Genomic DNA, 25,103 nt, shown 5'->3' with positions numbered 1-25,103 from the left:
TGAACTCACAAGGATATTTTGAGTAAATCTCCTCGTTAACCACTCGCTAACCAAGATCCATTTCAATTTTATCTATTCGGCGGCCTCGGCACCCCGTCTTCGCAGGTCGATGTTTTTCGCGGTGCGCGCCCAGAAATCGGACATGAAGGCGGGATCGCGCTGCGCCTCCAGCCGTGACCACTCCGGAAAGGACGCGGCGAAGGTTGCGGCGCTCATGCGCGCATCCTTGTAGGGGTTGACCGCTCCGCCGGCTCCGATGGCGATGCGGTCGAGTTCGTCCAGCAACGCCAGGGTCGCGGCTCCCCTGTTGGGGAAATCCAGCGTCAGCGTGTAGCCAGGCCGCGGGAAGGAGAGCAGCGCCGGGGATCGGACGCCGCCGAAGCGTTTCAGGACAGTGAGGAACGAGCCCTGCCCGGCCCGCCTGGCAGTCGCGAGCAGCGTCGGCACCGCTTCACGCGCGGCTTCTTCCGGCACGACGCTCTGATGCTGGAACAGCCCGTTCGGGCCGTAAAGCCGGTTCCAATCGCGCACGCCGTCCAGCGGGAAGAAGAAGCCCTGGTAACCGACCTGGCGCGGCGCGACAGAGCGGCCCTTCCTCCATCGGTAAGCCGCATTGAAGGCGCTCAGGAACGGTCGGCTGAGCACATTGAACGGCGGCTGGAACGGCACCGCGAAATTGCCGCGGGCGCGCGCGGCGGTATGCGAGCCATGCTCGGCCTGATTTCCCGTGAACAGCAGGCCGCGCCCGCTGCCCCGGCCGCCGGCGAGCTGATCGATCCAGGCGACCGCATATTCATTGGCCTGGTCCGCCGCCTCGGCCAGGTCGAAGAACTCGCCCAGGTCGCGAAACGGCGTCACCTTCTCGATGATGTCGAGGGAATGCACCCGCATCAACCGGATCGAGGCCGACAGGATCAGGCCTGTCAGCCCCATGCCGCCGATCGTCGCCCGGAACAACCGCGGATTGTCCGTCGCGGAGCAGCGGTAGGTCCGTCTATCGGACCGCAGCAGCGTGAGGCTTTCGACATGGCAACCGAACGTGCCGCGCCGGTGATGGTTCTTGCCGTGGACGTCGTTGGCGATGGCGCCGCCGAGCGTGACGAACTGCGTGCCCGGAACGACTGCCGGGAAGAAGCCGTAGGGCGCGGCGTGGGCAATAATGTCGGACAGAAGAACGCCCGTATCCGCTTCGAGAAGGCCGGTCTCGGCATTGAAGGCGCGGATGCGGTTCAACGGCCGCATGTCGACGACCGCGCCGGCCTCGTTCTGGCAGGAATCGCCATAGGATCTGCCATTGCCATAGGCAAGCAGCGAGGCGTGCCTGGCCTGGCCGCGCCTCAGCAGCACGATAGCATCATCGACGCCGATGGCGCGCGGCGCGGGCGGCGTCGCGCGCCCGAAGCTGTCGAAGCGCTCGCCGGCCATGTCTACCAGCCCCCGATCACCAGCAGCACGGCGCCGATCAGCACCACGATCTGGCTGCGCCAATCGCGGATGATGAACACGACCGGATCGTCATGCATCTCATCGCGACGCGCCAGGATCCAGACCCGCATGGTGAGATAAAGCACGATCGGCGGCAGCGGCCAGATCAGCCAGGGATGCGGATAGAGCTCACGCACCGCGACACTGTCCATGTAGAGCGCCAGCACCAGTGCCGAGGAAAAGGCCGAAGCCATGCCGGCCTGGGCGACGATCTCCTGGTCCTCGGTGCGATATCCGCGCCCGGCAATGCGCTCGCCGGGTGGAATGGCCGTGGTGCGCAATTCGACGAAGCGCTTCACCAGCGCCAGCGACAGGAAGAAGAAGATCGAGAAGGCGAGCAGCCAGAACGAGACCTCGACGCCGGTCGCGGCCGCGCCCGCCAGAACGCGGATCGTGTAGAGGCCGGCCAGCGTCAGCACGTCGACCAGCAGCATGCGCTTGAATGACAGCGAATAAGCCGTGGTGACAGCCATGTAGCCGCCGAGCACGGCGAGGAATTCGGGCGACAGAAACAATCCTGTGCCGATGCCGATCGCCAGCAGCACCGCGATCGCGCCGATCCCGAACGGGATGGAGAGCGCGCCGCTGGCGAATGGCCTGTTACGCTTGGTGGCATGCTTGCGGTCGAGCGCCAGGTCGAAAAAGTCGTTGAGGATATAGATGGCCGAGGCCACCGCGCTGAACGAGATGAACGCCAGCACGCACTCCCAGATCATGCCGGCGTTGAAATATTCGTGCGAAAGCACCATCGGCACCGCGATCAGCGAATTCTTCAGCCACTGATGCACGCGCAGCATTTTGACGATGGTCCGCAATGTCGGTTTCGGCGCCGACATGGTTTCGGCGCCATGCGCCGCCTGCCAGCGCGCGGCGTGGCGATCCGGCGCCACCACGATCGCGCTGCGTGCCGCATCGAAAACCTTGAGATCATGGCGGCTGTTGCCGGCATAGTCGAAGCCGCCATCGCCATAGGCCGCGATAAGCGAGGCACGTTTCTTGCCGGAAGTCAGATTGTCGACCCCGTCCGTGGCCAGCACCCGGTCGAAGACACCGAGGTGGCGAGCGATGGCGTCGGCGAATTTGCGCGGCGTGCCTGTCGCCAGCACGATCTTGCGGCCTTCGGCATGCTCGGCCCGGATGCGGTCGAGCAGTGGCTGGCGGTAAGGCAGCGACGCGGGATCGATATCGACGCGCTGGGCGATGGCCTGCTTCAGGCGGGCCGGCCCGGCGGCGGCCCAGAAAGGCACGAGGAAAATGTAGAGCGGGTTCTTCTTGAGAAGGATGAACAGCCCTTCCCATAGCAGGTCGGTCGCGATCAGCGTGCCGTCGAGATCGACCGCAAGCGGTATTGCGTTTCCGTCCGACCGCGCGTCCATGTCGTCCTGTCCTGCCTCGAACCCGTCGCGCCGTTTGTCGGCGTCTTCGCAGGACGTATAGCGGGGAGGTGGCGTAACGAACGTTAAAACGCCCGGTTGTGGGCGGCTGTCGCCGCGGTATTTCCCGCGTCATTGTTAAACAACCGCTACGGGAAACAATAAAAGGCCGGACAAACGCCCGGCCTTTCAAGGCATGCCGTCGAAATTACTTGATGCGGGCGACGCCGCCCGAGATCTCGACCGTTTCCGATCCGGTCAGGGCTTCGAGGTCGCCATTGGGCAAGGTGACGAAGCAGCCATTCGGGCAGAATTCCACGGTTTCACCGGCGGCCAGCGCCAGGTCGGTCTTGCTGCCGCCTTCCGTCACGATCAGCGTGCGGGTCTCGGCGTCCTTGTTGACCGCGCTGGCGGAATGGGCCGGGCCGCTCACGGCGAGCAAGGCGACGGCGGCGACGAGCGACTTCCACATGTGCAGTATCGGTGTTCCCACCGCCTCTGTTGCATTTCGCAAGGCATCCTCGCCTTTGCATGGGAGCTTATATGAGATGGAAGCTGAACCGCAACTGAATGCCGCATTCATGCCGCAATTGGTTTGACCGCCTGAAACCTTCCGATCGCCAATCTAATCCGGGTCAGGCTTCTTCGCCTTGCGTCCCGATCTGGCGAGACGTTTGGCCTCGGCCGCGGCCTCCAGCTTCGCTTGTTCCTGCTCGGCGAAATCGGCCTCGATCTTGTCGTCGTCGGTCGGCCAGGCCTTCGCATTCTTGGGCTCGACGACCGCGCGTGGCGTCGAGGGTATCTCGATATGCTGGTCGCTGAATGTTGCCAGTACGGTGAAGCGGATATCGTTCTGCACGATGTTGCCGTTCATCACATCCGCCAGGAACACGCGGATCTCGAATTCCAGCGCGGCAGGCCCGAAATTGGAAAACAGCACGAACGGTTCGGGGTTCTTCAGCACCAGCGGATGACCGCGGGCGATCTCGAGCAGCACGGCGTGCACCTGCTTGACGTCGCTGCCATAGGCGACGCCGACCTTGATGTCGATGCGGCCGAGCTTGTTGCGGTGCGTCCAGTTGCCGACGGCGTTGTTGATCAGGTTCGAATTGGGCAGGATCACCGACTGCCGCTGGAAGGTCTCGATCTCGGTGGCGCGCACGCTGATCTTCTTGACGGTGCCGCTGATGTCGCCGGCGACGATCCAGTCGCCGACCTTGAACGGCCGCTCGGCCAGCAGGATCAGGCCCGAGACGAAGTTCGACACCACGTTCTGCAGGCCAAAGCCGATGCCGAGGGAAAGCGCGCCGGCGACCAGCGCGAGGCTGGACAGGTCGATGCCCGCCGCCGAGATGCCGATCAGTGCGGCAAGTGCCACGCCGGCATAGCCGACGGCCAGCCGAATCGAGTTGCGCACCCCCGTGTCGACCTTGCCGCGCGCCATCACCGAACCGTCGAGCCAGCCCTGGAACCAGCGCGTCAGGAAATAGCCGATGATGAAGACGACGATGCCCGACAGGATGCCGGTGACCGAAATTGTCACCGAACCGATATTGATCCCGGTCGCCAGCTTGTAGGCCCAGGCCTGGATGTCGCCCAGTTGGAAGCCCCACATCAACAGGATCAGCGGCAGGAAGACCAGGACGATCATCACATTGATGGCCACGCTGACGACAAGGCCGAGCTGGTCGAGCGCGGTGTCCTCGTAGCTGGAATTGGCCGACAGCCAGCGTCCGACCGATGTGTTGGCGAAGGCGCCCTCGTCGCCGATCGCTTGTGCCGACAGGAAGCCGATATAGGCAGTGACCAGGGCGGTGCCCGTGACCACGACCTGCAGCGACACGAAGAGCGCAAGGCCGATATAGCCGAGCAGCGCCGCGATGATGGTGAAGAACCCCAAAGCCAGCGCCAGGTAGCGCAGCCATGCGGGCCAAGGCCGCCAGCTGCCGTCACGGGCCTTGAACGGCCGCAGCATCGCCATCAGGATCAGGATGATGCCGACGACGATGGTGGCCACGAAACTGCGCGCGATCGTCAGCGACAGCGGCGATCCCATCTTGTCGTTGATGACGGACAGGAAGGTGTTGACGCTGATGACCACGGCCATGGCGGTGGTGAGCCGCACCAGCCAGCGCGCCGGCCCGGTTTCGACCGGGATCAGGCGCCAGTTCGGCAGCCGCGGCTCGAGCGCCGCATTGGCCAGCCGGTTGACGCAGAACACCACCCCGATGACGGTCGCCAGCGCATTGAGGAAGAGGCCAATGTCGCCGCGCAAAACGTTGTAATAGTTGAAAAAGAAAATCGTCGATCCAAGAAATGCGCCGACCGCCAGCGTCGGCAGCAAGGTCGACCAGAAGGCCACCGAAAGGCGACTGAGGTAGGACGGGTCCTCGTTGGACGGATCGGCTTCGAACACCCGTCCAAACAACCGCCTGCCGCCGACCAGAAGCACCAGGGCCAGCCCGAGTGCAACAAACGTTGCCGCCAGAATGGCCTGGAACTTGAACCTGAAGGCGAAGCTCAGCCAGGACGAGACCGCCTTGTAGAAATTGCCGAATTCGTCGCGGGCGTCGGAAAAGACCTGTGGGCTCAGCGCATCCGACAGCACATAGCGCTTGGTCAGGAGATTGCGGAAGAGCGCGCTGCGCATGTTGCCGATCTTGTCGATCAGCCCGCTGATGCGGATCGACAGCGTCTGCGCCTGCGCGATGACGGCGTTGATCTCGGCCTTTTCGGAGACCAGCGCCTGGCGCTCGGAGCTGACGATATCGGGTTCCGGCGGCTGGCCGGCGGCGGGTGCCGGGCCAAGCTGCTCGAGCCGGCTGTTGATCTCGCTAAGGCGGGTGCGGAAGGCCAGCGCGCTATTCAGCGATTGCCGCGACAGTTCCTCGAGCTGAAGGCGGATATCGACGAGGGTGGCGTCGTCATCGCCGTCCTGCTGGATCTTCTTGTCGAGATTGTCGGTCTTGGTCGTCAGGTCCTGGAGGATTTTCTGCTGGTCGGCGACCAATCCGGCAGGCGCCTGGCCAAGCCCCTGCGCCGACGCGTCGAAGGAGAGCGGCGCCGAAACGACAAGCGTCAGGATCAGAACGAGGCGAAGCAATTTGAAAAACATGATTTGTTGGCGACTCAAGGCGGCAATGGCAATGAATTTGCCTGTCCTTGATAAAGACGGCCATATCATGGGGCAAGCCGTCGCATCCGACCGCCAGGGCTCCGAACCCGGGGCAACCAAGACCTGACGACGGCCAGTCCCTCTGCGCCGGCAGCTTTTGCGATAGGAATTTTTTCTTGACTGGGTGAAGGCAGCTATGGTAGATATTCAGCCATGGTGCTGACTCGCGCCAGGGACCGCCGCACAGGCGGGTTTTTTCGTTCAACAGCGCGCCGACGAGGACTCCGTCACCCGGATTCGTCGCCTGATCCGACCGCCACCTGGGCTGATCTGGCGGTGGCCGGAGCGTCGGCCAGTCGAAAGGCGATGGCGCAATATTGGCTTTGCGCGTGCGGCCTGCTCTATAGTCTGCCGCATCGCCCGAAACGGACATCATATCCATGGCAGAGTACTCGGCCCTTTCGCTGCTCGCGAACGCGCTCAAGGGAAACAAGGACTGGAAGCCGGCCTGGCGCAAGCCGGACCCGAAGGCATCCTACGACGTCATCATCATCGGCGGCGGCGGACACGGGCTGTCGACCGCCTATTATCTCGCCAAGGAACACGGCATCACCAACGTCGCGGTGCTGGAAAAAGGCTGGCTCGGCTCCGGCAATGTCGGCCGCAACACCACCGCCGTGCGCTCCAACTATCTGCTGCCCGCCAACACCCGCTTCTACGAGCATTCGATGAAGCTGTGGGAGAACCTGTCGCACGATCTCAACTACAACGTCATGTTCTCGCAGCGCGGCTGCCTGAACCTGGCGCACACGCCGGCCCAGTTCGACGACTATGCACGACGCGGCAACGCCATGCGCCATCTCGGCGTGGACGCCGAACTGATGACGCCGGCGCAAATCAAGCGCCTGATCCCCGCGCTCGACATTTCCAATGATGCACGCTTCCCCGTGGTCGGCGGCCTGATGCAGCGGCGCGCCGGCACCGCCCGCCACGACGCCGTGGCCTGGGGCTATGCGCGCGGCGCCGACCGGCGCGGCGTCGACATCATCGAGAATTGCGAGGTCACCGGCTTCCTGCGCGACGGCGACCGCATCACCGGCGTGACCACATCACGCGGCGACATCCGCGCCAAGAAGGTGGCGGTCGCGGTGGCCGGCAGCACCGGCCGGGTGATGCAGCTTGCCGGCATCGAGACGATGCCGATCGAGAGCCATGTGCTGCAGGCCTTCGTCACCGAATCGCTGAAGCCCTTCATCGATACGGTCGTCACGTTCGGCATGGGCCATTTCTACATGTCGCAGTCGGACAAGGGCGGCCTCGTCTACGGCGGCGACATCGACGGCTACAACAGTTACGCCCAGCGCGGCAACCTGCCCATCGTCGACGAGGTGATGAGCGAGATGCTGGCGCTGTTCCCGGGGCTTGCCCGCGTGCGCATGCTGCGCTCCTGGGGCGGCGTCTGCGACATGTCGATGGACGGCTCGCCCATCATCACCACCGGCCCGCTGCCGGGCATGTATCTCAACTGCGGCTGGTGCTATGGCGGCTTCAAGGCGACGCCCGCCTCCGGCTGGTGCTTTGCCTGGACCATCGCCAAGGACGAGCCGCACGACCTCAACGCCCCCTTCACGCTCGACCGCTTCCATCGCGGCCTGGTGATCGACGACAAGGGCCAGGGCGCCAACCCCAGACTGCACTGAACAAGATCTCACTAAGGCTCCGTTGAGCAAGGCTGCACCAGGAATATCCGATGTTGATCACTTGTCCCTATTGCGGCCCGCGCGACGTCATCGAGTTCACCTACCAGGGTGACGGCAACCGCGAGCGTCCCGACCCCGCCTCGCAGAACTTCGAAGCCTGGAATGCCTATGTCTATGACCGGCTGAACCCGGCCGGAGACCACAACGAGATCTGGCAGCATTCCGGCGGCTGCCGCGTGCATCTCAGGGTCGTGCGCAACACGCTGACGCACGAGATTTCCAGCGTCGCCTTCGCGCGCGGCGATCACGGCTCGGTCGCGCGGCGCAAGGCGGAGGGCAAATCGTGAGCCCGCGCCGCACCGAGACCGGCGGCCGCATCGACCGGCTGAAGGTCATCCGCTTCACCTTTGATGGCGAGCCCTACACCGGCCATGCCGGCGATACGCTGGCTTCGGCGCTGCTGGCCAACGGCGTCACGCTTTACGGGCGCTCGTTCAAATACCACCGCCCGCGCGGTCTCCTGACATCGGGCGTGGAAGAGCCGAACGCGCTGGTGACGGTGCTGAAGGGCGAGGTTCGCGAGCCTAACGTCGCGGCGACCATGGTCGAGCTTCATGACGGGTTGGTCGCCGTCAGCCAGAACCGTTTTCCCTCGCTGGCCTGGGACGTCAGCGCCGTGAACCAGCTCGGCGGCAAGCTCCTGTCGGCCGGCTTCTACTACAAGACCTTCATGGGTCCGGTGATCGGGCCGCTGAAGGGCACGCGCTTCTGGATGTTCTGCGAGCATTTCATCCGCCGCGCCGCCGGGCTCGGCCGTGCCGGCTCCGCAGCCGACCCGGCGCGCTATGAGCGCATGAACGCCTTTTGCGACGTGCTGGTGGTCGGCTCCGGCCCCGCCGGCCTGATGGCAGCCAAGGCCGCCGCTGACCAGGGAGCGCGTGTCATACTTGCCGAACTCGATCCGCGTTTCGGCGGCTCGGCCAACTGGTCGAACGAGACGATCGATGACCTGCCGGCGGCCGACTGGGCCAGGCGAACCGTGGCCCAGCTCGAGGGTTACGATAATGTCCGGCTTCTGCCGCGCACCACGGTCTGGGGCTACTACGACAGCAATACGCTCGCCGCCCTTGAGCGGGTCACCGATCACAAGGAGACACCCGGCAAGGGCGAACCGCGCCATCGCTATTGGGCGATCCGCGCCCGATCGGTGGTGCTGGCCACCGGCGCTTTCGAACGGCCGCTTGTATTCCCGGGCAATGACCGCCCGGGCGTGATGCTGGCGCATGCCGCGGAGCGCTACGCCAACGAATTCGGCGTGCTGGCGGGGCAGACGATCGCTCTGTTCACCAACAATGACAGCGCCTATCGCTGCGCCCTGGCGCTGAAGAAGGCCGGCGCGCGGATTGCCGCGATTGTCGATGTCCGCCCCGAGCTTTCGGGCGAAATGCGCAAGCTGGCCGAGGAAACCGAAGCCGAGATCTTTCCCGGCCATGCCGTGATCGCCACCGAGGGGGGCAAGGCGCTCTCCGGCGTCAAGCTGCAGCGCTTCGACATGGCCAACGGCGCGCTCACCGGCGACGCCCGCAGCATCCATGCCGACTGCCTCTTGATGTCGGGCGGCTGGTCGCCAACCATCCATCTGGCCAGCCAGGCCGGCGCCAAGGCGGAGTGGAATGCCGCCCGGCAAGCCTTCCTGCCGCCGAAGCCGACACAGAACTGGATTGGCGCAGGCGCCTTCACCGGCAGCTTTTCCACCGCCGAAGCGGTGAGCGAGGGCCGCGCCGCGGGCCTTGCCGCGTCAGGCGCGCAAGCCACGCCGGCCGCGCTGCCTTCGGTCGAAGCCGTACCTTGCGATCCCGACCCGGCGCCGGTGTTCGAGATCAAGGCCAGCGGCAAGAGCTTCGTCGACTTCCAGCACGACGTGACGTCGGAGGACGTGCGGCTGGCGCACCGCGAAGGCTTCGTCTCGGTCGAGCATCTGAAACGCTACACCACGCTCGGCATGGCGACCGACCAGGGCAAGAATTCCAACGTTGCCGGCCTTGCCATCATGGCCGAGGCGCTGGGCACGCCGATCCCGGAAGTCGGCACCACGCGCTTCCGGCCGCCTTTTGCGCCGGTTTCGATCGGATCGCTGGCGGCGGAGCGCTTCGGCGACCTGAAGCCTGAACGGCTGACGCCGATGCATGACTGGCATGTCGCCAATGGCGCGACCATGTATTCCGCCGGCCTGTGGTACCGGCCGATGATCTATGGCCTTGCCGGCGAGACGGTCGAGCAGGCCTATGTGCGCGAGGCCAGGGCGACGCGCGAAAGCGCCGGCATCGTCGATGTTTCGACGCTGGGCAAGATCGCCGTGCAAGGTCCGGACGCCGCCGAATTCCTCGACCGTGTCTACACTAATATGTTTTCCACGCTGGCCATCGGCAAGGCCCGCTACGGGTTGATGTTGCGCGAGGACGGGCTGGCCTTCGACGACGGCACCACATGGCGGCTTGGCGAACAGGATTTCCTGATGACCACCACCACGGCCAATGCCGGCAAGGTGATGCAGCATCTGGAATATTTCCTCGATGTGATCTGGCCGGAGCTCAAGGTTCATGTCACCTCCGTGACCGACCAGTGGGCGGGTGCAGCGATCGGCGGGCCTAAAGCCAGGCAGATCCTGGCCGGCTGCGTCGCCGGCACCGCTGTCGACAACGCGGCGCTGCCGTTCATGGGCATCGTGCATGGCCAGATCGCTGGCGTGCCGGTGATGATCTGCCGGCTGTCCTTCTCCGGCGAAATGGCGTTCGAGGTTTATTGCGGCGCCGACCATGGCACCCATGTCTGGGAAGCGCTTGTCGAGGCCGGCAAGCCGTTCGGCCTGGTAACCTACGGACTGGAAGCCCTGGGCACGATGCGCATCGAGAAAGGCCACGTGACGGGCGCCGAGATCGACGGCCGCACCACGGCGCGCGACCTGCATCTCGACTGGATGCTGTCGAAGAAGAAGCCGTTTATCGGCTCGGCGATGATGGACCGCGAGGGCCTCATCTCCCCCGACCGGCTGGAACTTGTCGGCCTGGTCGCGCTCGACAACAGGCCGCTCAACGGAGGCGCGCATATCGTCGAGGAGCTTGACGAGTCCAACCCGCACGGCTCCATCGGCCACATCACGGCCTGCTGCTATTCGCCGGCGCTCGGCAAGCACATCGCATTGGCGCTGGTCAAAGGCGGCAAGGCCAGGCACGGCTCGCGCGCCCATGTCTCCGATCCGCTGCGCAACCGGTTCGGGCCGGTCGAGATCGTTTCCAACCATTTCTACGATCCGGACGGGAGCCGCATGCATGGTTGAGCGCCTTTCACCGCTGGAACCGGAATTCCATGTCGGCTCGCACGGCGATTTCGAACATGGTGTCGAAGTCATCCTGACCGAGACGAGGCCGGGCTCGATCGTGCAGCTCGCCGCCTGGCCGGGCGAAGAGAAGAAACTGATATCGGGCATCCGCGCCGTCACCGGGCTTACGTTGCCCGACGGTGCCGGCGGCGGCGCCACCAATGGCGCCAAATCGGCATTCGGTTTCGCACCGGGAAAGTTTACCGTAGCCGACGAAGCCGAGGGGCTGGCCGCGGCTTTCGCGGGCGTGGTGACCCCCGCCATCGGCACGGTGACCGATCTTTCGCATGGCCGCGCCGTGATCCGCATCGCCGGACCGAAGGCCGAGTGGGTGCTGGCGAAATTCTTCGCCATCGATTTCGCGCTGCCGGCCTTCCCGCTCGGCGCCGGCCGCTCGACCACCCATCACGATATCTTCGCCCAGATCCAGCGCACCGGCGGCGACCAGTTCGACATCTACGTCTTCCGCTCCTTCGCGCGCTCATTCTGGAAGGCGCTGTGTCACGCCAGCGAGGAAGTCGGCTACGAGGTGCAGTAAGCGCGCCTCGACGGATTCTGGCATCAAGGCCGGCCGGCTCTGACGCTACAGCAATGCGCCGGGGGCCCTCATACTGGCAGGATACGACCGTCAAGCCGGTCCGAAGGGTAACAAAACCCATCTCCAGAATCCGCGCATCCGTTTGGTTCGAATATCTCCATGACCGCAGAAATATCCGCCGGCGCCACCGATCGCGCCGATGTGTCGGCCAGGGCCACGCTCCTGCTGCCGCTGACGGTTGCGTGCGGCGTGTTCATGACCAGCCTCGACCAGAACGTCGTGGTGACCGCGCTGCCCGGCATCAGCGAAAGCCTTGGCCGTCCACCAAGCCAGCTTGGCCTGCTGATCACCGTCTATGTCGCCAGCCTGATCATCTCGATGCCGCTTGGCGGCTGGGCCGCCGACCGCTTCGGCCTGCGCAACGTCTACTGCTTTGCGCTGCTGGTCTTCGCCGCCTCGTCGGCGCTGTGCGGCCTGTCGAACAATATCTGGACGCTGGTCGGCGCCCGCGCGCTGCAGGGGTTCGGCGGCGCGCTGATGGGCACGCTCGGCCAGGTCGTCATCCTGTCGACCTTCCCTCGAAGCCGGACGCTGAAGATCAATATGTATATCTCGCTGGCCGGCCAGTCCGGCCCGCTGGTCGGTCCGCTCGTGGGCGGCGCGCTGACCACCTACATCTCCTGGCGCTGGATCTTCTTCATCAACGTGCCCTTCGCGCTGGCGGCGGCTGTCCTTGCCGCCTCGCTGTTTCCGACGGTGACCAAACCCGTGCGCACGCCGTTCGATTTCCCGGGCTTCCTGCTGGTCGGCAGCGGCATGGTCCTGCTGGTCTTCGGCATGGATTCGCTGGCGGCGAAAGATGCGGCCGCCGGCGTGATCGCGGCCGAGCTTGCCCTGGCGCTGGTCATCCTGACGGTCGCCTCGTTCTATTGCCTGCGCGTGCGCAACCCCCTGCTCGACCTCAAGCTCCTGCGCATCCGCACCTTCCGCATCTCCTTCCTCACCGGCGGCGGTCTGGACACGATCGGCCTCAGCTCCGTCGTCTTCCTGCTGCCGCTGATGTTCCAGCTCGGCTTCGGCATGAGCGCGGTGCAGGCGGGCTCGCTGACATTCGTCGCCGCGGTCGGGTCGGTGGTGATGCGTGTCTTCATGCCACGCCTCCTCAACCGCTTCGGCTTCCGCCGCGTGCTGGTCTTCAATACCCCAGTCGTTGCCGCGATGGTTGCGGGCTTTGCCCTGATGCAGGCGACCACACCGGTGTGGATCGTGCTTGCCTATATCTTCATCTTCGGCGTCTTCCGTTCCGCGCAATGGGCGTCGACCGGCAACCTTGCCTATTCCGATATCGCGCCCGAGCAGCTCGCCCGCTTCAGCGCGCTCTATTACATATTGTGGCAACTGGCGGTGGCGATCAGCGTCGGCCTCGCCGCCGCGGCACTATCGTTTCTGGCCGGCGGCGGTCCGGCCGTCGCCAATGACTTCCGGATACTGTTCGTGATCGAGGGTGTCATCACACTGTGCGCGCTATCAGCCTATCTCAAGCTGACGCCGCAGGATGGCGCCCATGTCAGCGGCCATGGCGCCCGGATGAACACGGAATAGCGGATGTCGCAGCGCAGGCACAATCGGCCTACTCGCTGAACGTCACCCATTCCTCCAGCGGCACGCGGTCGGTGCGGAAGGCGTTTTCGGGCTTCGACGTATCTTCATAACCGAGCGCCATGCCGCAGACGACGATCTCCTCGTCGGGGATGCCGAGCACCGGCCTGATCTGCCGGTGATAGGGCGCGAACGCCGCCTGCGGACAGGTGTGCAGGCCCCTGCCCCGCGCGGCAACCATGATGTTCTGCAGGAACATGCCGTAGTCGATCCAGGAACCCTGGTTGAGGCGGCGGTCGATGGTGAAGATCATGCCGACCGGTGCGTCGAAGAAGACGAAGTTGCGGTCGTGCTGGGCGCGCATCTTGTCGACCTCGCGGCGGCCGATGCCGAGTGCGCCGTAGAGCCCGAAACCGTTGGCGCGGCGGCGGGTCAGGTAGGGTTCGAAGAACTGCGTGGGATAATAGCGATATTCGTCCCAGTCGGCCTTTTCGGCGCGGATGCCGGAATTCAGGATGGCATCCGATATGCGCTGCTTGGTGTCGCCCTTGGTGACATAGACCCGCCATGGCTGCATGTTGGTGCCGGAGGGCGCGCGCGCCGCAACCGCCAGTATGTCGCGGATCGTATCGTCGTCGACCATGTCGGGCAGAAAAGCGCGCACCGACCGGCGCGATACGATCGCGTCGTCGACGATATCGGCATCGTCAGCGATTCGAGCCTTCTTTTCCAGCATGGGCCGTCCCTTACCCTGTGTCCCGATCGGACGTCCCCACTCGCCGTTCGCGGCCGAGCCTTTGCATGAACCGCCAAAATCGCGCAAGCAAATCTTGTGCACCCGTGAAAATCCGCTTGATTTTTTCACCGCTCCGGCATCTCATGAAATTTGATTGGATTTTTTCACGAGGGCACGATTTGCCTCCAGCTACAGCGAAAGCATTGCAGGGAAATTACGAGCGATTGCTGGCCGGCGATATCAGGGCGCTGCGCAAGGCGCGTGGCCTGACGCTTGCCGAGATCGCCCTGAAACTCGGTCGGTCGGTCGGCTGGGTCAGCCAGGTCGAACGCGGCCTGTCGACACCGTCGCTCAGTGACCTCAGGGCCTTCGGCGAACTGTTCGGCGTGCCGGTCAGCCTGTTCTTCGGCCACGACGTCCCCGTCGAAAGCGAGCGCGGCGCGGTCGTGCGCGCCGGCAGCCGCCGCACCCTTGGCACAAGCGAATCCGGCCTCATGGAGGAGCTTCTGTCGCCCGATCTCGGCGGTAGCTTCGAGATGCTGCGTTCGGTCTTCGCCCCGGGCGCCGAACTCAGGACGGAGGCGCGTCGGCCGACCGAAGAGGCTGGATATGTCGTGTCGGGGACGTTCGACATCGAAATATCGGGGACATGGCATCGCCTCGGCGAAGGCGATTCCTTTCGCTTCGAGGGCAAGCCTTTCCGCTGGCGCAATCCGGGAATGGAGCCGGCGGTCGTCATCTGGGTGGTTTCGCCGCCGGTTTATTGAATGAAAATTGGACCAAGGGTTGGAGAAGAACATGGCCGGTTTGCCGAGCACGGCACGCGTGGTGATCATCGGAGGCGGTGTCGTCGGCGCCTCCTCGCTTTACCATCTCGCCAAGGCGGGCTGGACCGACTGCGTTCTCCTGGAAAAGAACGAACTCACCTCCGGCTCGACCTGGCATGCCGCCGGCAATGTGCCGACCTTCTCCTCGTCCTGGTCGCTGATGAACATGCAGCGCTATTCGACCGAGCTCTATCGCGGGCTGGCCGAGGCCGTCGACTATCCCATGAACTACCATGTCACCGGCTCGCTGCGTCTTGCCCACACGCAAGAGCGCATGCAGGAGTTCCAGCGCGCCAAGGGCATGGGCCGCTACCAGGGCATGGACATCGAGATTGTCGGCCCGGACGAGATCAAGCGCCGGTATCCCTTCATCGAGACGCATGAGCTGAAAGGCGCCCTCTACGACCCGAGCGACGGCGACATAGACCCGGCGCAGCTGACCCAGGCACTGGCCAAGGGCGCGCGCGACATGGGTGCCCGGATCATACGCTTCTGCCCGGTGACAGGCGTGCGCCGCGACAAGGACGAGTGGGTGGTTGTAACAGCGCAAGGCGAGATCCGCTGCGAGATCGTCGTCAACGCCGCCGGCTACCGTGCCGCCGAAGTCGGAAAAATGTTCGGCCGCGAAGTGCCGATGATGGTAATGAGCCATCAGTACATATTGTTCGAGGAGATCCCCGAACTCGCCGCATGGTCGAAGGAACAGGGCAGAAAGCTGCCGCTGCTGCGCGACGTCGACACTTCCTACTATCTGCGCCAGGAAAAGAACGGGATGAATCTGGGCCCCTATGAGCGCAATTGCCGCGCGCATTGGACTGGTCACAACGACCCGATGCCGGAGGATTTTTCCTTCCAGCTTTTCCCCGACGATCTCGACCGGCTGGAGCATTATCTGGCAGATGCCGTCGCTCGCGTGCCGATCCTGGGTACCGCCGGCCTGTCCAAGGTCATCAACGGCCCGATCCCCTATGCGCCGGACGGCAATCCGCTGATCGGGCCGATGCCGGGAGTCCCCAACGCGTTCGAGGCCTGCGTCTTCACCTTCGGCATCGCGCAAGGCGGCGGTGCAGGCAAGGTGCTGGCCGAATGGATCACTGAGGGCCAGACCGAATGGGACATGTGGTCCTGCGACCCGCGCCGCTTCACATCCTTCGCTTCGGCGCCGGATTATTGCGTTGCCAAAGGCATGGAGATCTACGGCAACGAATACGCCATCCAGTTTCCGCGCCATGCCTGGCCGGCGGGACGCGACAGGAAATTGTCGCCGATCCATGATCGCATCAAGGCGTTCGGCGCCCGCTTCGACGCCTATAATGGCTGGGAGCGCGCCACCTGGTATGCGCAGGATGGCGACGACGTCTCCGAGGAAGCAACGCTCACCTTCCGTCGCGACGGGTCGTGGCAGCACCGCGTGCGCGAGGAATGCCTGGCCGTTCGCGACGCCGCCGGCATACTCGACCTGCCGGGTTTTTCGCGCTTCAACCTCGAAGGTCCGGGCGCCGCCGAATGGCTGAGCCGGCAAGTGACCGGCCTCGTGCCGAAGCCCGGCCGCATCGGTCTCGTCTATTTCTCCGACGACAAGGGCCGCATCGTCACTGAAATGTCGGTCGTGCGCCATGGCGAGGAGTCCATGACGCTGATCACTGCGGCGGTTGCGCAATGGCATGACTTCGAATGGCTGGAATCGCACATGCCCAAGGATGCGACTTTCAAGCTGATCGACCGGACCGAGGAATTCTCCACCCAAATCCTGGCCGGACCCAAGTCGCGGGAAATCCTCGCAGCCGTCTGTGAGGCCGACCTGACCTTGCCGTGGCTGACGCATCAGGAAACTGATATCGCCGGGCGCTGGGCGAAGCTGGTACGCGTCTCCTTCGCCGGCGAACTCGGCTGGGAAATCCACACCAGGGTCGACGACACCGCCGCCGTTTTCGACACCATCTGCGCGGCGGGACAGCCGCACGGCCTGAAACCGTTCGGCATGTACGCGCTGGATTCGTTGCGGCTTGAAAAGGGCTACCGCACCTGGAAAGGCGACCTCTCGACCGACTACTCGATCCTGCAAGGCGGGCTCGAGCGCTTCGTCAAATGGGACAAGCCCGGTTTCCGCGGCAAGGTGGCACTGCAGAACGAGAAGCAGCAGGGCGTCAGGAAGCGCTTCGTCACGCTGGTGGTCGAAAACCCCGGCGATTGCGACGCACCCTACATGTCGACGCTGTGGCATGACGACCAGATCGTCGGCGAGACGACGTCAGGCGGCTGGGGCCACCGCGTCGGCAAGTCGATCGCGCTCGGCATGCTGCGCGCCGACCTGGCGGAGCCCGGCACATCGGTCGAAGTCGAGATCTTCGGCGACCGCTTCAAGGCGGTCGTGCAGAAGGACGAGCCCTTGTGGGATCCGAAGAACGAAAGGTTGAGAGCCTGATGCCAAAACCATCATCGCGCATTTCAGGCATCGTGCCGTCGGGCAAGGATGGCTGGGAAGTCCACTTCGCCGCATGGGCCCGCAAGGAGGCCGGCGAGGACATCATCATGCTGTCGGTCGGCGATCACGATTTCGATACGCCTTCCGAAACGATCGAGGCCTGCGTGACCGCGGTTCGCGGCAGCAATCACCACTACACCCCCCTGCCCGGCCTGCCGCGCTTGCGCAAGGCCATGGCGGCCGCCTCGGGCGCCTGCACGGGGGTCGAGACGACGCCGGACCAGGTCATCGCCACGCCGGGCGGCCAGGCGGCGCTCTACGCCGCCGTGCAGGCCGTGCTCGACCCGGGCGACCACGCCATCGTGGTTGCGCCATACTACGCGACCTACCCCAACACCTTCAGCGCCGCGGGCGCGACCTTCACGGTTGTCGAGACGCCGGCCGAGGACGGTTTTCAGCCCCGCGCCGACATGATCCGCGCGGCATTGCGGCCGAATACGCGTGCCATCCTGATCAACACGCCGAACAATCCGACCGGAGCCGTCTATTCGCGCGAACGGCTGGAACAACTGGCCGAGGTCTGCCGCGAGCACGATTTGTGGCTGCTGTCAGACGAAGTCTATTGGACGCTCGGCGGCGGCGAGCACATCTCGCCGCGTTCCCTGCCCGGCATGGCCGAGCGCACGCTGGTCGTCAATTCCATGTCCAAAAGCCACGGCATGACCGGCTGGCGCATGGGCTGGCTGACCGGCCCGAGCGAGATGATCTCGCTGCTGACCAACCTCAATCTGGTGACGACCTACGGCCTGCCGGCCTTCATCTCGATAGCCTGCACCGAGGCGCTGGAGAAGGGTTATGGCGTGAAGGAAATCGCCGAACGCTATGCGGCGCGACGCGCCGTCCTGCTCGACGCCGTGCGCGGCATGAACGATGTGGGCGTGCGCGGCTCCGAAGGCGGCATGTATGTCATGCTCGACATATCGGCCGTCGAATCCGACGACGAGAAGTTCGCCTTCGCCTTCCTCGACAAGGAGAAGGTCGGCGTCATGCCCGGCTCCAGCTTCGGCGAGGCCGCAGCCGGCCATATCCGCATCAGCCTGTGCCAGCCGGAACCCGTCCTGCGGGAAGCAGCACTCCGGCTGCGCCGCTTTGTCTCCAGCTATCGCCGCGAGGCCGCATGAACATCGCTTCCCCCCGGACCATTCCCGCCAAAGCCCGTGCGGTTATCATCGGCGGCGGCGTTTCCGGCTGCTCGGTCGCCTATCACCTGGCCAAGCTCGGCTGGACCGACATCGTGCTTCTGGAGCGCAAGCAACTGACCTCGGGCACGACATGGCACGCCGCCGGCCTGATCGGCCAGTTGCGCGGCTCGCAGAATATGACGCGTCTGGCGAAATATTCGGCCGACCTCTACGTCAAGCTGGAAGCCGAGACCGAGGTCGGCACCGGCATGCGCCAGGTCGGCTCGATCACCGTCGCGCTGACCGAGGAGCGCAAGCACGAAATCTACCGTCAGGCTTCACTCGCCCGCGCCTTCGATGTCGACGTGCGCGAGATTTCGCCCAGGGAAGTCAAGGAGATGTACCCGCATCTCAACGTGTCCGACGTCGTCGGCGCCGTGCATCTGCCGCTCGACGGCCAGTGCGACCCGGCCAACATCGCCATGGCGCTGGCCAAGGGCGCGCGCCAGCGCGGCGCCACCATCGTGGAGAATGTGAGGGTCACTAAGGTCCACACCAGGAACGGCCGCGTCACCGGCGTGTCCTGGGCGCAGGGCGAGGAGCAAGGCACGATCGAGGCCGACATCGTCGTCAACTGCGCCGGCATGTGGGCGCGCGAACTGGGCGCCCAGAACGGCGTCACCATCCCGCTGCACGCCTGCGAGCATTTTTACCTCGTCACCGAGCCGATCCCGGGGCTGAGCCGCCTGCCGGTGCTGCGCGTACCCGACGAGTGTGCCTACTACAAGGAAGATGCCGGCAAGATGATGCTCGGCGCCTTCGAGCCGGTGGCCAAGCCGTGGGGCATGGACGGCATAAGCGAGGATTTCTGCTTCGACCAGTTGCCTGAGGACATGGACCATTTCGAGCCGATCCTGGAAATGGGCGTCAACCGCATGCCGATGCTGGCCACCGCCGGCATCCATACCTTCTTCAACGGCCCCGAAAGTTTTACGCCCGACGACCGCTACTATCTCGGCGAGGCGCCGGAACTGCGGGGCTACTGGATGGCGACCGGCTACAATTCGATCGGCATCGTCTCGTCAGGCGGCGCCGGCATGGCGCTGGCGCAGTGGATCAACGACGGTGAGGCACCGTTTGACCTGTGGGAAGTCGACATCCGCCGCGCCCAGCCTTTCCAGAAGAACCGCCGCTACCTCAAGGAGCGTGTCTCCGAAACGCTCGGCCTGCTCTATGCCGATCATTTCCCCTATCGCCAGGTGGTAACGTCGCGCGGCGTGCGCCGTTCGCCCCTGCACGAACATCTGAAGGCACGCGGCGCCGTGTTCGGCGAAGTCGCCGGCTGGGAGCGCGCCAACTGGTTCGCGCGCGAAGGCCAGGAGCGCGAATACCGCTATTCCTGGAAGCGGCAGAACTGGTTCGACAACCAGCGCGAGGAGCACCTCGCCGTCCGCAACAAGGTAGGCCTGTTCGACATGACCTCGTTCGGCAAGATCCGCGTCGAGGGCCGCGACGCCTGCGCCTTCCTGCAAAAACTGTGCGCCAACGACATGGACGTGGCGCCCGGCAAGATCGTCTACACGCAGATGCTCAACCGGCGCGGAGGTATCGAGAGCGATCTCACAGTGTCGCGCCTGTCGGACACCGCCTATTTCCTCGTCGTGCCTGGTGCGACGCTGCAGCGCGACCTCGCCTGGCTGCGCAAGCACCTTACGGACGAATTCGTCGTCATCACCGATGTCACCGCTGCCGAAAGCGTGCTCTGCCTGATGGGCCCGGATGCGCGAAAATTGATCCAGAAGGTCAGCCCCAACGACTTCTCCAACGAGAACAACCCGTTTGGCACCTTCCAGGAGATCGAGATCGGCATGGGCCTCGCCCGCGCCCACCGTGTCACTTATGTCGGCGAACTTGGCTGGGAGCTCTATGTTTCGACCGACCAGGCGGCCCATGTCTTCGAGGCAATCGATGCGGCCGGTGCCGATGTCGGGCTGAAGCTGTGCGGCCTGCATACGCTCGATTCCTGCCGCATCGAAAAAGCCTTCCGCCATTTCGGCCACGACATCACCGACGAGGACAACGTGCTGGAAGCCGGTCTCGGCTTCGCGGTGAAGACGGCCAAAGGCGATTTCATCGGCCGCGATGCGGTGTTGAAGAAGAAAGAAAGCGGATTGAACCGCCGGCTGGTCCAGTTCCGCCTGAAGGACCCGCAGCCGCTGCTCTTCCACAATGAGGCGATCCTGCGCGACGGAAAGATCGTCGGCCCGATCACCTCAGGCAATTACGGCCACCATCTCGGCGGCGCGATCGGGCTGGGCTATGTGCCCTGCAAGGGGGAGAGCGAGGCGGATGTGCTGGCCTCCTCCTATGAGATCGAGATCGCCGGCGAGCGTTTCGCAGCCGAAGCATCGCTGAAGCCGATGTATGACCCGAAGGCGGAGCGGGTGAAGATGTAGCGGCGCTTTTTCCTTCTCCCCTTGTGGGAGAAGGTGGATCGGCGCGCAGCGCCGAGACGGTTGAGGGGTGTTCCAGCGGAGTGAGACGCTGGCGTTCCCTGGAACACCCCTCATCCGACCTCGCTTCGCGAGGCCACCTTCTCCCACAAGGGGAGAAGGAAGACCTGCCCTCAAAACCGCTCCAGCTTTGTCCGCACTTTCGCCAGAAACGCCGCCCTCGTCTTCGGCGTCGAGGCGTCCATCAGATAATGCGCCAGGAAGAAGGTCCGGCAGCGCGTGGCGCACAGCGCCCGCATGCCGCGCAGCAAGGTCTTGCGCCCGGGCTGGCCGACGACGACGCTCCACCAGGTCGGCGCGCCGCAGGTGGTGATGACGCCAACTTTGGTCACATGCCGCATCAGCGATTTGATCCGCCCCTTGCCGGCCGGAAGCTTGAAGGCGACGTCCGTCGCCCACACCCGGTCGAGCCAGCCCTTCAGCATCGCCGGCAGCCCGTACCACCAGGTCGGATAGACGAACAGGATCGCCTCGGCCCAGTTGAGCAGCTCGAAATGCGGCTTCAGCGCAAGGTCCTGCGGCGCCTGGTCGTTGTAGAAACGCCGTTCCTCGCAGCTCATCACCGGATCGAACTTCTCGGCGTAGAGATCGAGCAGCCGCACCTCCCAGCCCCTTCGCGTCAGCACCTCCACAGCGGTGTCGCGGATAGCGGCGCAAAAACTCTCCGGAACCGGATGGCAATAGACCACCAGCGCTCGCATCAGAACCTGTCCATGTTGGCCGCGACCCTGGCCAAGGACGCCTTGCGCGTCTCGTCGGTCGAAATGTTCATCGAATAATGCGCCAGATAGGAAACGGAAGCACCGGGCTTGACCGTGGCACGCAGCACGCGTTTGATCAGTTTGCGCGGCGGGTCCCCCATCAGCATGGCGCGGAACCGACTGCCGCCATAGGTGGTGACCGCCGCGATCTTCCTGATGTTGTGCAGCGACGGCTGCGCCTTGCCCTCGATCAGCTTGAACGACACGCCGGGCAGGAAGACGCGATCGAAGAACCCTTTCAGGATTGCCGGAAAGCCGTAATTCCAGACCGGATAGGAAAGCACCAGCGCATCGGCGCGCAGCAGGCGGTCGACATACGGCGCCGCAGGGTCGGCGGAGCCGCGCGGATTGTGATAGTCCAGCCGTTCTTGGCGAGAGAGCCGCGGGTCGAAATCCTCGGCATAGAGATCGCAGTCGTCAATCGCATGGCCGGCAGCCGTCAGTCGCTTGACGATCGTCCGGTGCAGGCCGGCATTGAAGCTGGTCTCGACCGGATGGGCGTGGAGGACGAGGATGTTCACGGGAAGATATCCCGAAGGTCAGCGCGAGGCGCCACCCTCTGCCCTGCCGGGCATCTCCCCCTCAAGGGGGGAGATTGGCAGCCCTTATGCCGCGCCTGTGCTTCCAACGTTGGAGACAGGCGAAAGCGGTGGCGCGAATAATCTCCCCCCTTGAGGGGGAGATGGCCGGCAGGCCAGAGGGGGGCGTTCAGGCGCGAACCTCTCCTCATCCCACCCTCTGCAGCCCCTTGAACAGAAAAGTCCGTCCAGAACGGTAGTCATAATCCGGGTTTTCCCAGGCGATCATCTTGCCGGGATTGAGCAGGCCTTGCGGGTCGGTCTCGCGCTTGAAGGCGAGTTGCACCGCATCGGTCTGCTTCATGCCGCCCTCTTCCAGCGTGTAACGATGCGGGTTGAAGATCGGACAACCATTCTCCTCATGCAGGCGGATGATCTCGTCGAGCCGTGCCTCAGTGGTGAACTTCACCAGCGGCAGGCCGAAGCAGGTGATGTTGCCGTCCAGCCGCACGAACTCCAGATGCGAGAGCACTTCGCCCGGAAACATCGCGTCCATTTTCTCGACCAGCGCGAGTTGGTTGGGAAAGGGATAGAGCGATTGAAGATAGGTGATCGAGGGATCGACACGCAGCGCCCTGAGCGTTGTGTGGTTCCAGGCCAGCTCATAGGCCGGCGGCAGGCCCTTCTGCTCCTCCGCCATCGCCATGGCGGCATTGAAGATCACCTCGCCTCCAGCCCGGCGAGTGAAAGCGAGGAAGGCGTCCAGCCCGTGCCGCGCCACCATGACGACGCAGATGCTCTGCCCATCCTTCAGGAATTTCTGGTGGCGCTTGAAATAGAGCTGCGGCACGGGTGCCGCGATCGGCGTGATCAGCTTGGTCAGGATGCCGTCCTGGCAGGCCAGCGCATTGCCGTAGCGCGCAGCGTCCATGAACTTGTCGAAGCCCACGATGACATCGACCCACTCATAGGCAGCTGTCAGCGGCAGCTCGACTTCCGTGATGATGCCGTTTGTGCCGTAGGCGTGCGTCACCTTGTGCAGGTCCTCGCCGGTGAGTTCCAGCGCTCTCGGCTCGGCCTCCATGGTCACCACGCGCAGGCGCAGCACATTGCCGAAATCGCGCAAGCCGCCGAAATTGATCGAACCGACGCCGCCCGAACCGCCGGCGATGAAGCCGCCGATCGAGGCGGTGTTGTAGGTGGAGGGTGAGAGCCGCAATTCCTGCCCGGAATGCGCCCGCGTTGCCTTGTCGATGTCGGCCAGCACCGCGCCCGGCCCCGTCACCACGCGCCCCGGCGCGATCGACTTGATCTCGTTCATCTCGGCAAGGTTGAGCACGACGCCGCCCGAGAGCGGCATCGCCTGGCCGTAATTGCCTGTGCCGCTGCCGCGCGGCGTCACCGGGACGCCGCGCCGGTGACAGGCGGCGAGCACGCGGATCAGCTCGGCCTCGGTCTTCGGTGTCACGACCATGTCGCCGGTGACGTGATCGAGCTGCCGCTTCAGCACCGGGCTGCACCAATAGAAGTCGCGGCTCTTCTGCTGGACGATGGCCGGATTGTCGTCGAGTTTTATCCCTTCGAGGTCGCGTTTCAGCGCGGCGATATCCATCATTCCACCATCAGTTCGTCGAGTTCGGCATAGTCGGGCAGTTGCCGGTCTATCGCGCGCCCGGCGCGCACAACGATGCGATCCGATTCGGGCCGCGACAGCAATTCGGTCCAGCTGCGGCCCTTGAAGACAATGAAATCGGCATCGCCGCCGGCGGCAAGCATGCCGAAACCATCGAGCCGCATCACATCAGCCGGCGTCGCCGTGACGGCCTGCGGCCAATCGGCGACCGGGTGATCGAAATGCAGGATGCGCGTCGCCATGCGGTAGACCTCCAGCATGTCGAGGTCGCCATAGGCATAGAAGGGATCGCGCGTGTTGTCGGAAGCCACCGCGACCGGAATGCCTCTCGCCTTCATCTCGTGCAGCAGCGTCACCCCGCGCCAGCGCGGCGTGGTTTGACCGCTCCGCCGGTCCTGCAGATAGAGATTGCACATTGGCAGCGACACCACTGCCAGCCCGGCCTTCGCCACCTTGTCCAGCGTGTCCAGCACCTCGAGGTCGGGCTGGCGCGCCAGCGAACAGCAGTGACCGACGAGGATCTTGCCTTCGAAGCCGTTCCACAGCGACGCCTCGGCGATTTTCTTCAGCGAGATGGCCGCGACGTCGTCGGTCTCGTCGGCATGGAAATCGAGATCGAGGCCATGCTTGACGGCTTGGGCGAAGACATGGTCGAGCAGTTCTTCCAGATCCGGCACCATGTAGGTGACGACGCCAAGCACGCCCTTGGCGGCGGCCACCCTTTTTGCCAGCCTGTCGAACCACTCCTTGTCGCGCACGCCCTCGATGCCGATCAGGCAGGCGCCCTGCAACTCGATGCGGCCGCGCCACCTCTCGCGCATCGTCTCGAACACCGGCCAGGAGATTTCCTCCTGCGGCGGGACACTGTCCAGATGCGTGCGCAGTGCCCTGGTGCCATGCGCGTAGGCGCAGCGCAGCGAGAAATCCATGCGCCGCGCCACGTCCTCGGCGCTCCAGCGGGCAGTGCGGTCCGCACCTGCGGCATTCAGCGCGCCCATGAAAGTGCCGTCGGGATTGGGTTTTCGCGGCCAGATATGGCCCTTGTCGATATGTGTGTGGCAGTCGACGAAGCAGGGCATCACGATCCGGCCGGCAAGGTCGACGGCACCGGGCGGCGCCTTCGATCCGGCATGCGCGGCGATGCCTGTGATCTTGCCGTCGGCGACCGAGATATCGGCGAGCGCAAAGCCGTCACCGTCGAAGGGCGCGACAAATCCTGGCGTCAGTGAGCGATGCAGGCGAACATTGGCGAGATGGTAAGAGCCGAAGGTTGGTATCAAGCGTTGCCCCCCTCTCCCCACTTGAGGGGGATATGTCCGG

Annotated in this window: 18 protein-coding genes; 9 read left to right on the top strand and 9 right to left on the bottom strand. The window is 64.5% G+C overall.

What is annotated here, in order from left to right; translation table 11 throughout:
• Positions 1-72: 72 nt before the first annotated feature.
• The 4 genes from LB551_RS16670 to LB551_RS16655 all read right to left on the bottom strand — a co-directional run bounded on the left by LB551_RS16670 (position 73) and on the right by LB551_RS16655 (position 5,973).
• The gene (locus LB551_RS16670) at positions 73-1,425 is read right to left on the bottom strand and encodes an FAD-dependent oxidoreductase (RefSeq protein WP_224659888.1); all 1,353 of its coding nucleotides are present in this window, start codon (positions 1,423-1,425) and stop codon (positions 73-75) included.
• 2 nt (positions 1,426-1,427) lie between these two features.
• Complete coding sequence (locus LB551_RS16665) at positions 1,428-2,861, bottom strand: UbiA family prenyltransferase (protein ID WP_224659887.1); 1,434 nt, start codon at positions 2,859-2,861, stop codon at positions 1,428-1,430.
• Positions 2,862-3,066: 205 nt separating this feature from the next.
• Positions 3,067-3,330: a hypothetical protein gene (locus LB551_RS16660; protein WP_140551337.1), complete on the bottom strand. Its 264-nt coding sequence runs from the start codon at positions 3,328-3,330 to the stop codon at positions 3,067-3,069.
• A gap of 153 nt (positions 3,331-3,483) precedes the next feature.
• Positions 3,484-5,973 (bottom strand): mechanosensitive ion channel family protein, encoded by a 2,490-nt coding sequence (locus LB551_RS16655; protein WP_224627829.1) that lies wholly within the window; start codon positions 5,971-5,973, stop codon positions 3,484-3,486.
• A gap of 440 nt (positions 5,974-6,413) precedes the next feature.
• Here LB551_RS16655 and LB551_RS16650 point away from each other — a divergent pair, with 440 nt between their 5' ends.
• The 5 genes from LB551_RS16650 (at position 6,414) to LB551_RS16630 (ending at position 13,192) form a co-directional block, all read left to right on the top strand.
• Positions 6,414-7,673, top strand: coding sequence for a sarcosine oxidase subunit beta (locus tag LB551_RS16650; RefSeq protein ID WP_224627827.1), 1,260 nt, complete (start codon positions 6,414-6,416; stop codon positions 7,671-7,673).
• Between the two features lie 50 nt (positions 7,674-7,723).
• Positions 7,724-8,020: a sarcosine oxidase subunit delta gene (locus LB551_RS16645; RefSeq protein WP_140551334.1), complete on the top strand. Its 297-nt coding sequence runs from the start codon at positions 7,724-7,726 to the stop codon at positions 8,018-8,020.
• Positions 8,017-11,010 carry a sarcosine oxidase subunit alpha gene (locus LB551_RS16640; RefSeq protein ID WP_224627825.1) on the top strand — a complete coding sequence of 998 codons (2,994 nt, stop codon included), beginning with the start codon at positions 8,017-8,019 and terminating at the stop codon, positions 11,008-11,010. Before LB551_RS16645 ends, LB551_RS16640 begins: the two co-directional genes overlap by 4 nt.
• Positions 11,003-11,590, top strand: coding sequence for a sarcosine oxidase subunit gamma family protein (gene soxG, locus LB551_RS16635; protein ID WP_224627816.1), 588 nt, complete (start codon positions 11,003-11,005; stop codon positions 11,588-11,590). Before LB551_RS16640 ends, soxG begins: the two co-directional genes overlap by 8 nt.
• Positions 11,591-11,749: 159 nt before the next feature.
• Positions 11,750-13,192, top strand: a complete 1,443-nt coding sequence (locus LB551_RS16630; protein ID WP_224659886.1) for an MFS transporter — start codon at positions 11,750-11,752, stop codon at positions 13,190-13,192.
• 28 nt (positions 13,193-13,220) lie between these two features.
• On the opposite strand, the gene LB551_RS16625 is transcribed toward LB551_RS16630, so the two are convergent.
• Positions 13,221-13,925, bottom strand: coding sequence for a nitroreductase (locus LB551_RS16625; RefSeq protein WP_181172497.1), 705 nt, complete (start codon positions 13,923-13,925; stop codon positions 13,221-13,223).
• Between the two features lie 224 nt (positions 13,926-14,149).
• On the opposite strand from LB551_RS16625, the gene LB551_RS16620 reads away from it, so the two are divergent.
• The 4 genes from LB551_RS16620 to LB551_RS16605 are packed head-to-tail and all read left to right on the top strand — an operon-like array spanning position 14,150 to position 20,814.
• Positions 14,150-14,692 (top strand): helix-turn-helix domain-containing protein, encoded by a 543-nt coding sequence (locus tag LB551_RS16620; protein WP_181172510.1) that lies wholly within the window; start codon positions 14,150-14,152, stop codon positions 14,690-14,692.
• Positions 14,693-14,723: 31 nt separating this feature from the next.
• Positions 14,724-17,177 carry an FAD-dependent oxidoreductase gene (locus tag LB551_RS16615; protein WP_224659885.1) on the top strand — a complete coding sequence of 818 codons (2,454 nt, stop codon included), beginning with the start codon at positions 14,724-14,726 and terminating at the stop codon, positions 17,175-17,177.
• Positions 17,177-18,358, top strand: coding sequence for a pyridoxal phosphate-dependent aminotransferase (locus LB551_RS16610; protein WP_224627808.1), 1,182 nt, complete (start codon positions 17,177-17,179; stop codon positions 18,356-18,358). The genes LB551_RS16615 and LB551_RS16610 overlap by 1 nt, the downstream gene beginning before the upstream one ends.
• On the top strand, positions 18,355-20,814 hold the full coding sequence (locus LB551_RS16605) for an FAD-dependent oxidoreductase (protein ID WP_224659884.1): 2,460 nt from the start codon (positions 18,355-18,357) through the stop codon (positions 20,812-20,814). Before LB551_RS16610 ends, LB551_RS16605 begins: the two co-directional genes overlap by 4 nt.
• Before the next feature lie 170 nt (positions 20,815-20,984).
• Here the strand turns inward: LB551_RS16605 and LB551_RS16600 are convergent, their stop codons facing one another.
• The 4 genes from LB551_RS16600 to LB551_RS16585 all read right to left on the bottom strand — a co-directional run bounded on the left by LB551_RS16600 (position 20,985) and on the right by LB551_RS16585 (position 25,063).
• On the bottom strand, positions 20,985-21,572 hold the full coding sequence (locus tag LB551_RS16600; RefSeq protein ID WP_140639067.1) for an NAD(P)H-dependent oxidoreductase: 588 nt from the start codon (positions 21,570-21,572) through the stop codon (positions 20,985-20,987).
• Positions 21,572-22,153 (bottom strand): NAD(P)H-dependent oxidoreductase, encoded by a 582-nt coding sequence (locus LB551_RS16595; protein ID WP_224659883.1) that lies wholly within the window; start codon positions 22,151-22,153, stop codon positions 21,572-21,574. The genes LB551_RS16600 and LB551_RS16595 overlap by 1 nt, the downstream gene beginning before the upstream one ends.
• 205 nt (positions 22,154-22,358) lie before the next feature.
• Complete coding sequence (locus LB551_RS16590) at positions 22,359-23,762, bottom strand: FAD-binding oxidoreductase (RefSeq protein ID WP_224660000.1); 1,404 nt, start codon at positions 23,760-23,762, stop codon at positions 22,359-22,361.
• Positions 23,762-25,063, bottom strand: a complete 1,302-nt coding sequence (locus LB551_RS16585) for a cytosine deaminase (RefSeq protein ID WP_224659882.1) — start codon at positions 25,061-25,063, stop codon at positions 23,762-23,764. Before LB551_RS16585 ends, LB551_RS16590 begins: the two co-directional genes overlap by 1 nt.
• Positions 25,064-25,103 lie beyond the last annotated feature (40 nt).

The organism is Mesorhizobium sp. BR1-1-2, from assembly GCF_020165435.1.
Lineage (GTDB): Bacteria > Pseudomonadota > Alphaproteobacteria > Rhizobiales > Rhizobiaceae > Mesorhizobium.
The sequence above is the reverse complement of the archived record's forward strand: the minus strand, read 5'-3'. Positions and strand labels throughout refer to the sequence as shown.

Bases quoted from the DNA above. Each gene is read 5' to 3' on its own strand.
- LB551_RS16610 (WP_224627808.1), top strand. From the start codon at position 17,177: ATGCCAAAACCATCATCGCGCATTTCAGGCATCGTGCCGTCGGGCAAG.
- LB551_RS16670 (WP_224659888.1), bottom strand. From the start codon at position 1,425: ATGGCCGGCGAGCGCTTCGACAGCTTCGGGCGCGCGACGCCGCCCGCG.
- LB551_RS16665 (WP_224659887.1), bottom strand. From the start codon at position 2,861: ATGGACGCGCGGTCGGACGGAAACGCAATACCGCTTGCGGTCGATCTC.
- soxG (WP_224627816.1), top strand. From the start codon at position 11,003: ATGGTTGAGCGCCTTTCACCGCTGGAACCGGAATTCCATGTCGGCTCG.
- LB551_RS16590 (WP_224660000.1), bottom strand. From the start codon at position 23,762: ATGGATATCGCCGCGCTGAAACGCGACCTCGAAGGGATAAAACTCGAC.
- LB551_RS16630 (WP_224659886.1), top strand. From the start codon at position 11,750: ATGACCGCAGAAATATCCGCCGGCGCCACCGATCGCGCCGATGTGTCG.
- LB551_RS16625 (WP_181172497.1), bottom strand. From the start codon at position 13,925: ATGCTGGAAAAGAAGGCTCGAATCGCTGACGATGCCGATATCGTCGAC.
- LB551_RS16605 (WP_224659884.1), top strand. From the start codon at position 18,355: ATGAACATCGCTTCCCCCCGGACCATTCCCGCCAAAGCCCGTGCGGTT.
- LB551_RS16600 (WP_140639067.1), bottom strand. From the start codon at position 21,572: ATGCGAGCGCTGGTGGTCTATTGCCATCCGGTTCCGGAGAGTTTTTGC.
- LB551_RS16650 (WP_224627827.1), top strand. From the start codon at position 6,414: ATGGCAGAGTACTCGGCCCTTTCGCTGCTCGCGAACGCGCTCAAGGGA.
- LB551_RS16645 (WP_140551334.1), top strand. From the start codon at position 7,724: ATGTTGATCACTTGTCCCTATTGCGGCCCGCGCGACGTCATCGAGTTC.
- LB551_RS16660 (WP_140551337.1), bottom strand. From the start codon at position 3,330: ATGTGGAAGTCGCTCGTCGCCGCCGTCGCCTTGCTCGCCGTGAGCGGC.
- LB551_RS16655 (WP_224627829.1), bottom strand. From the start codon at position 5,973: ATGTTTTTCAAATTGCTTCGCCTCGTTCTGATCCTGACGCTTGTCGTT.
- LB551_RS16615 (WP_224659885.1), top strand. From the start codon at position 14,724: ATGGCCGGTTTGCCGAGCACGGCACGCGTGGTGATCATCGGAGGCGGT.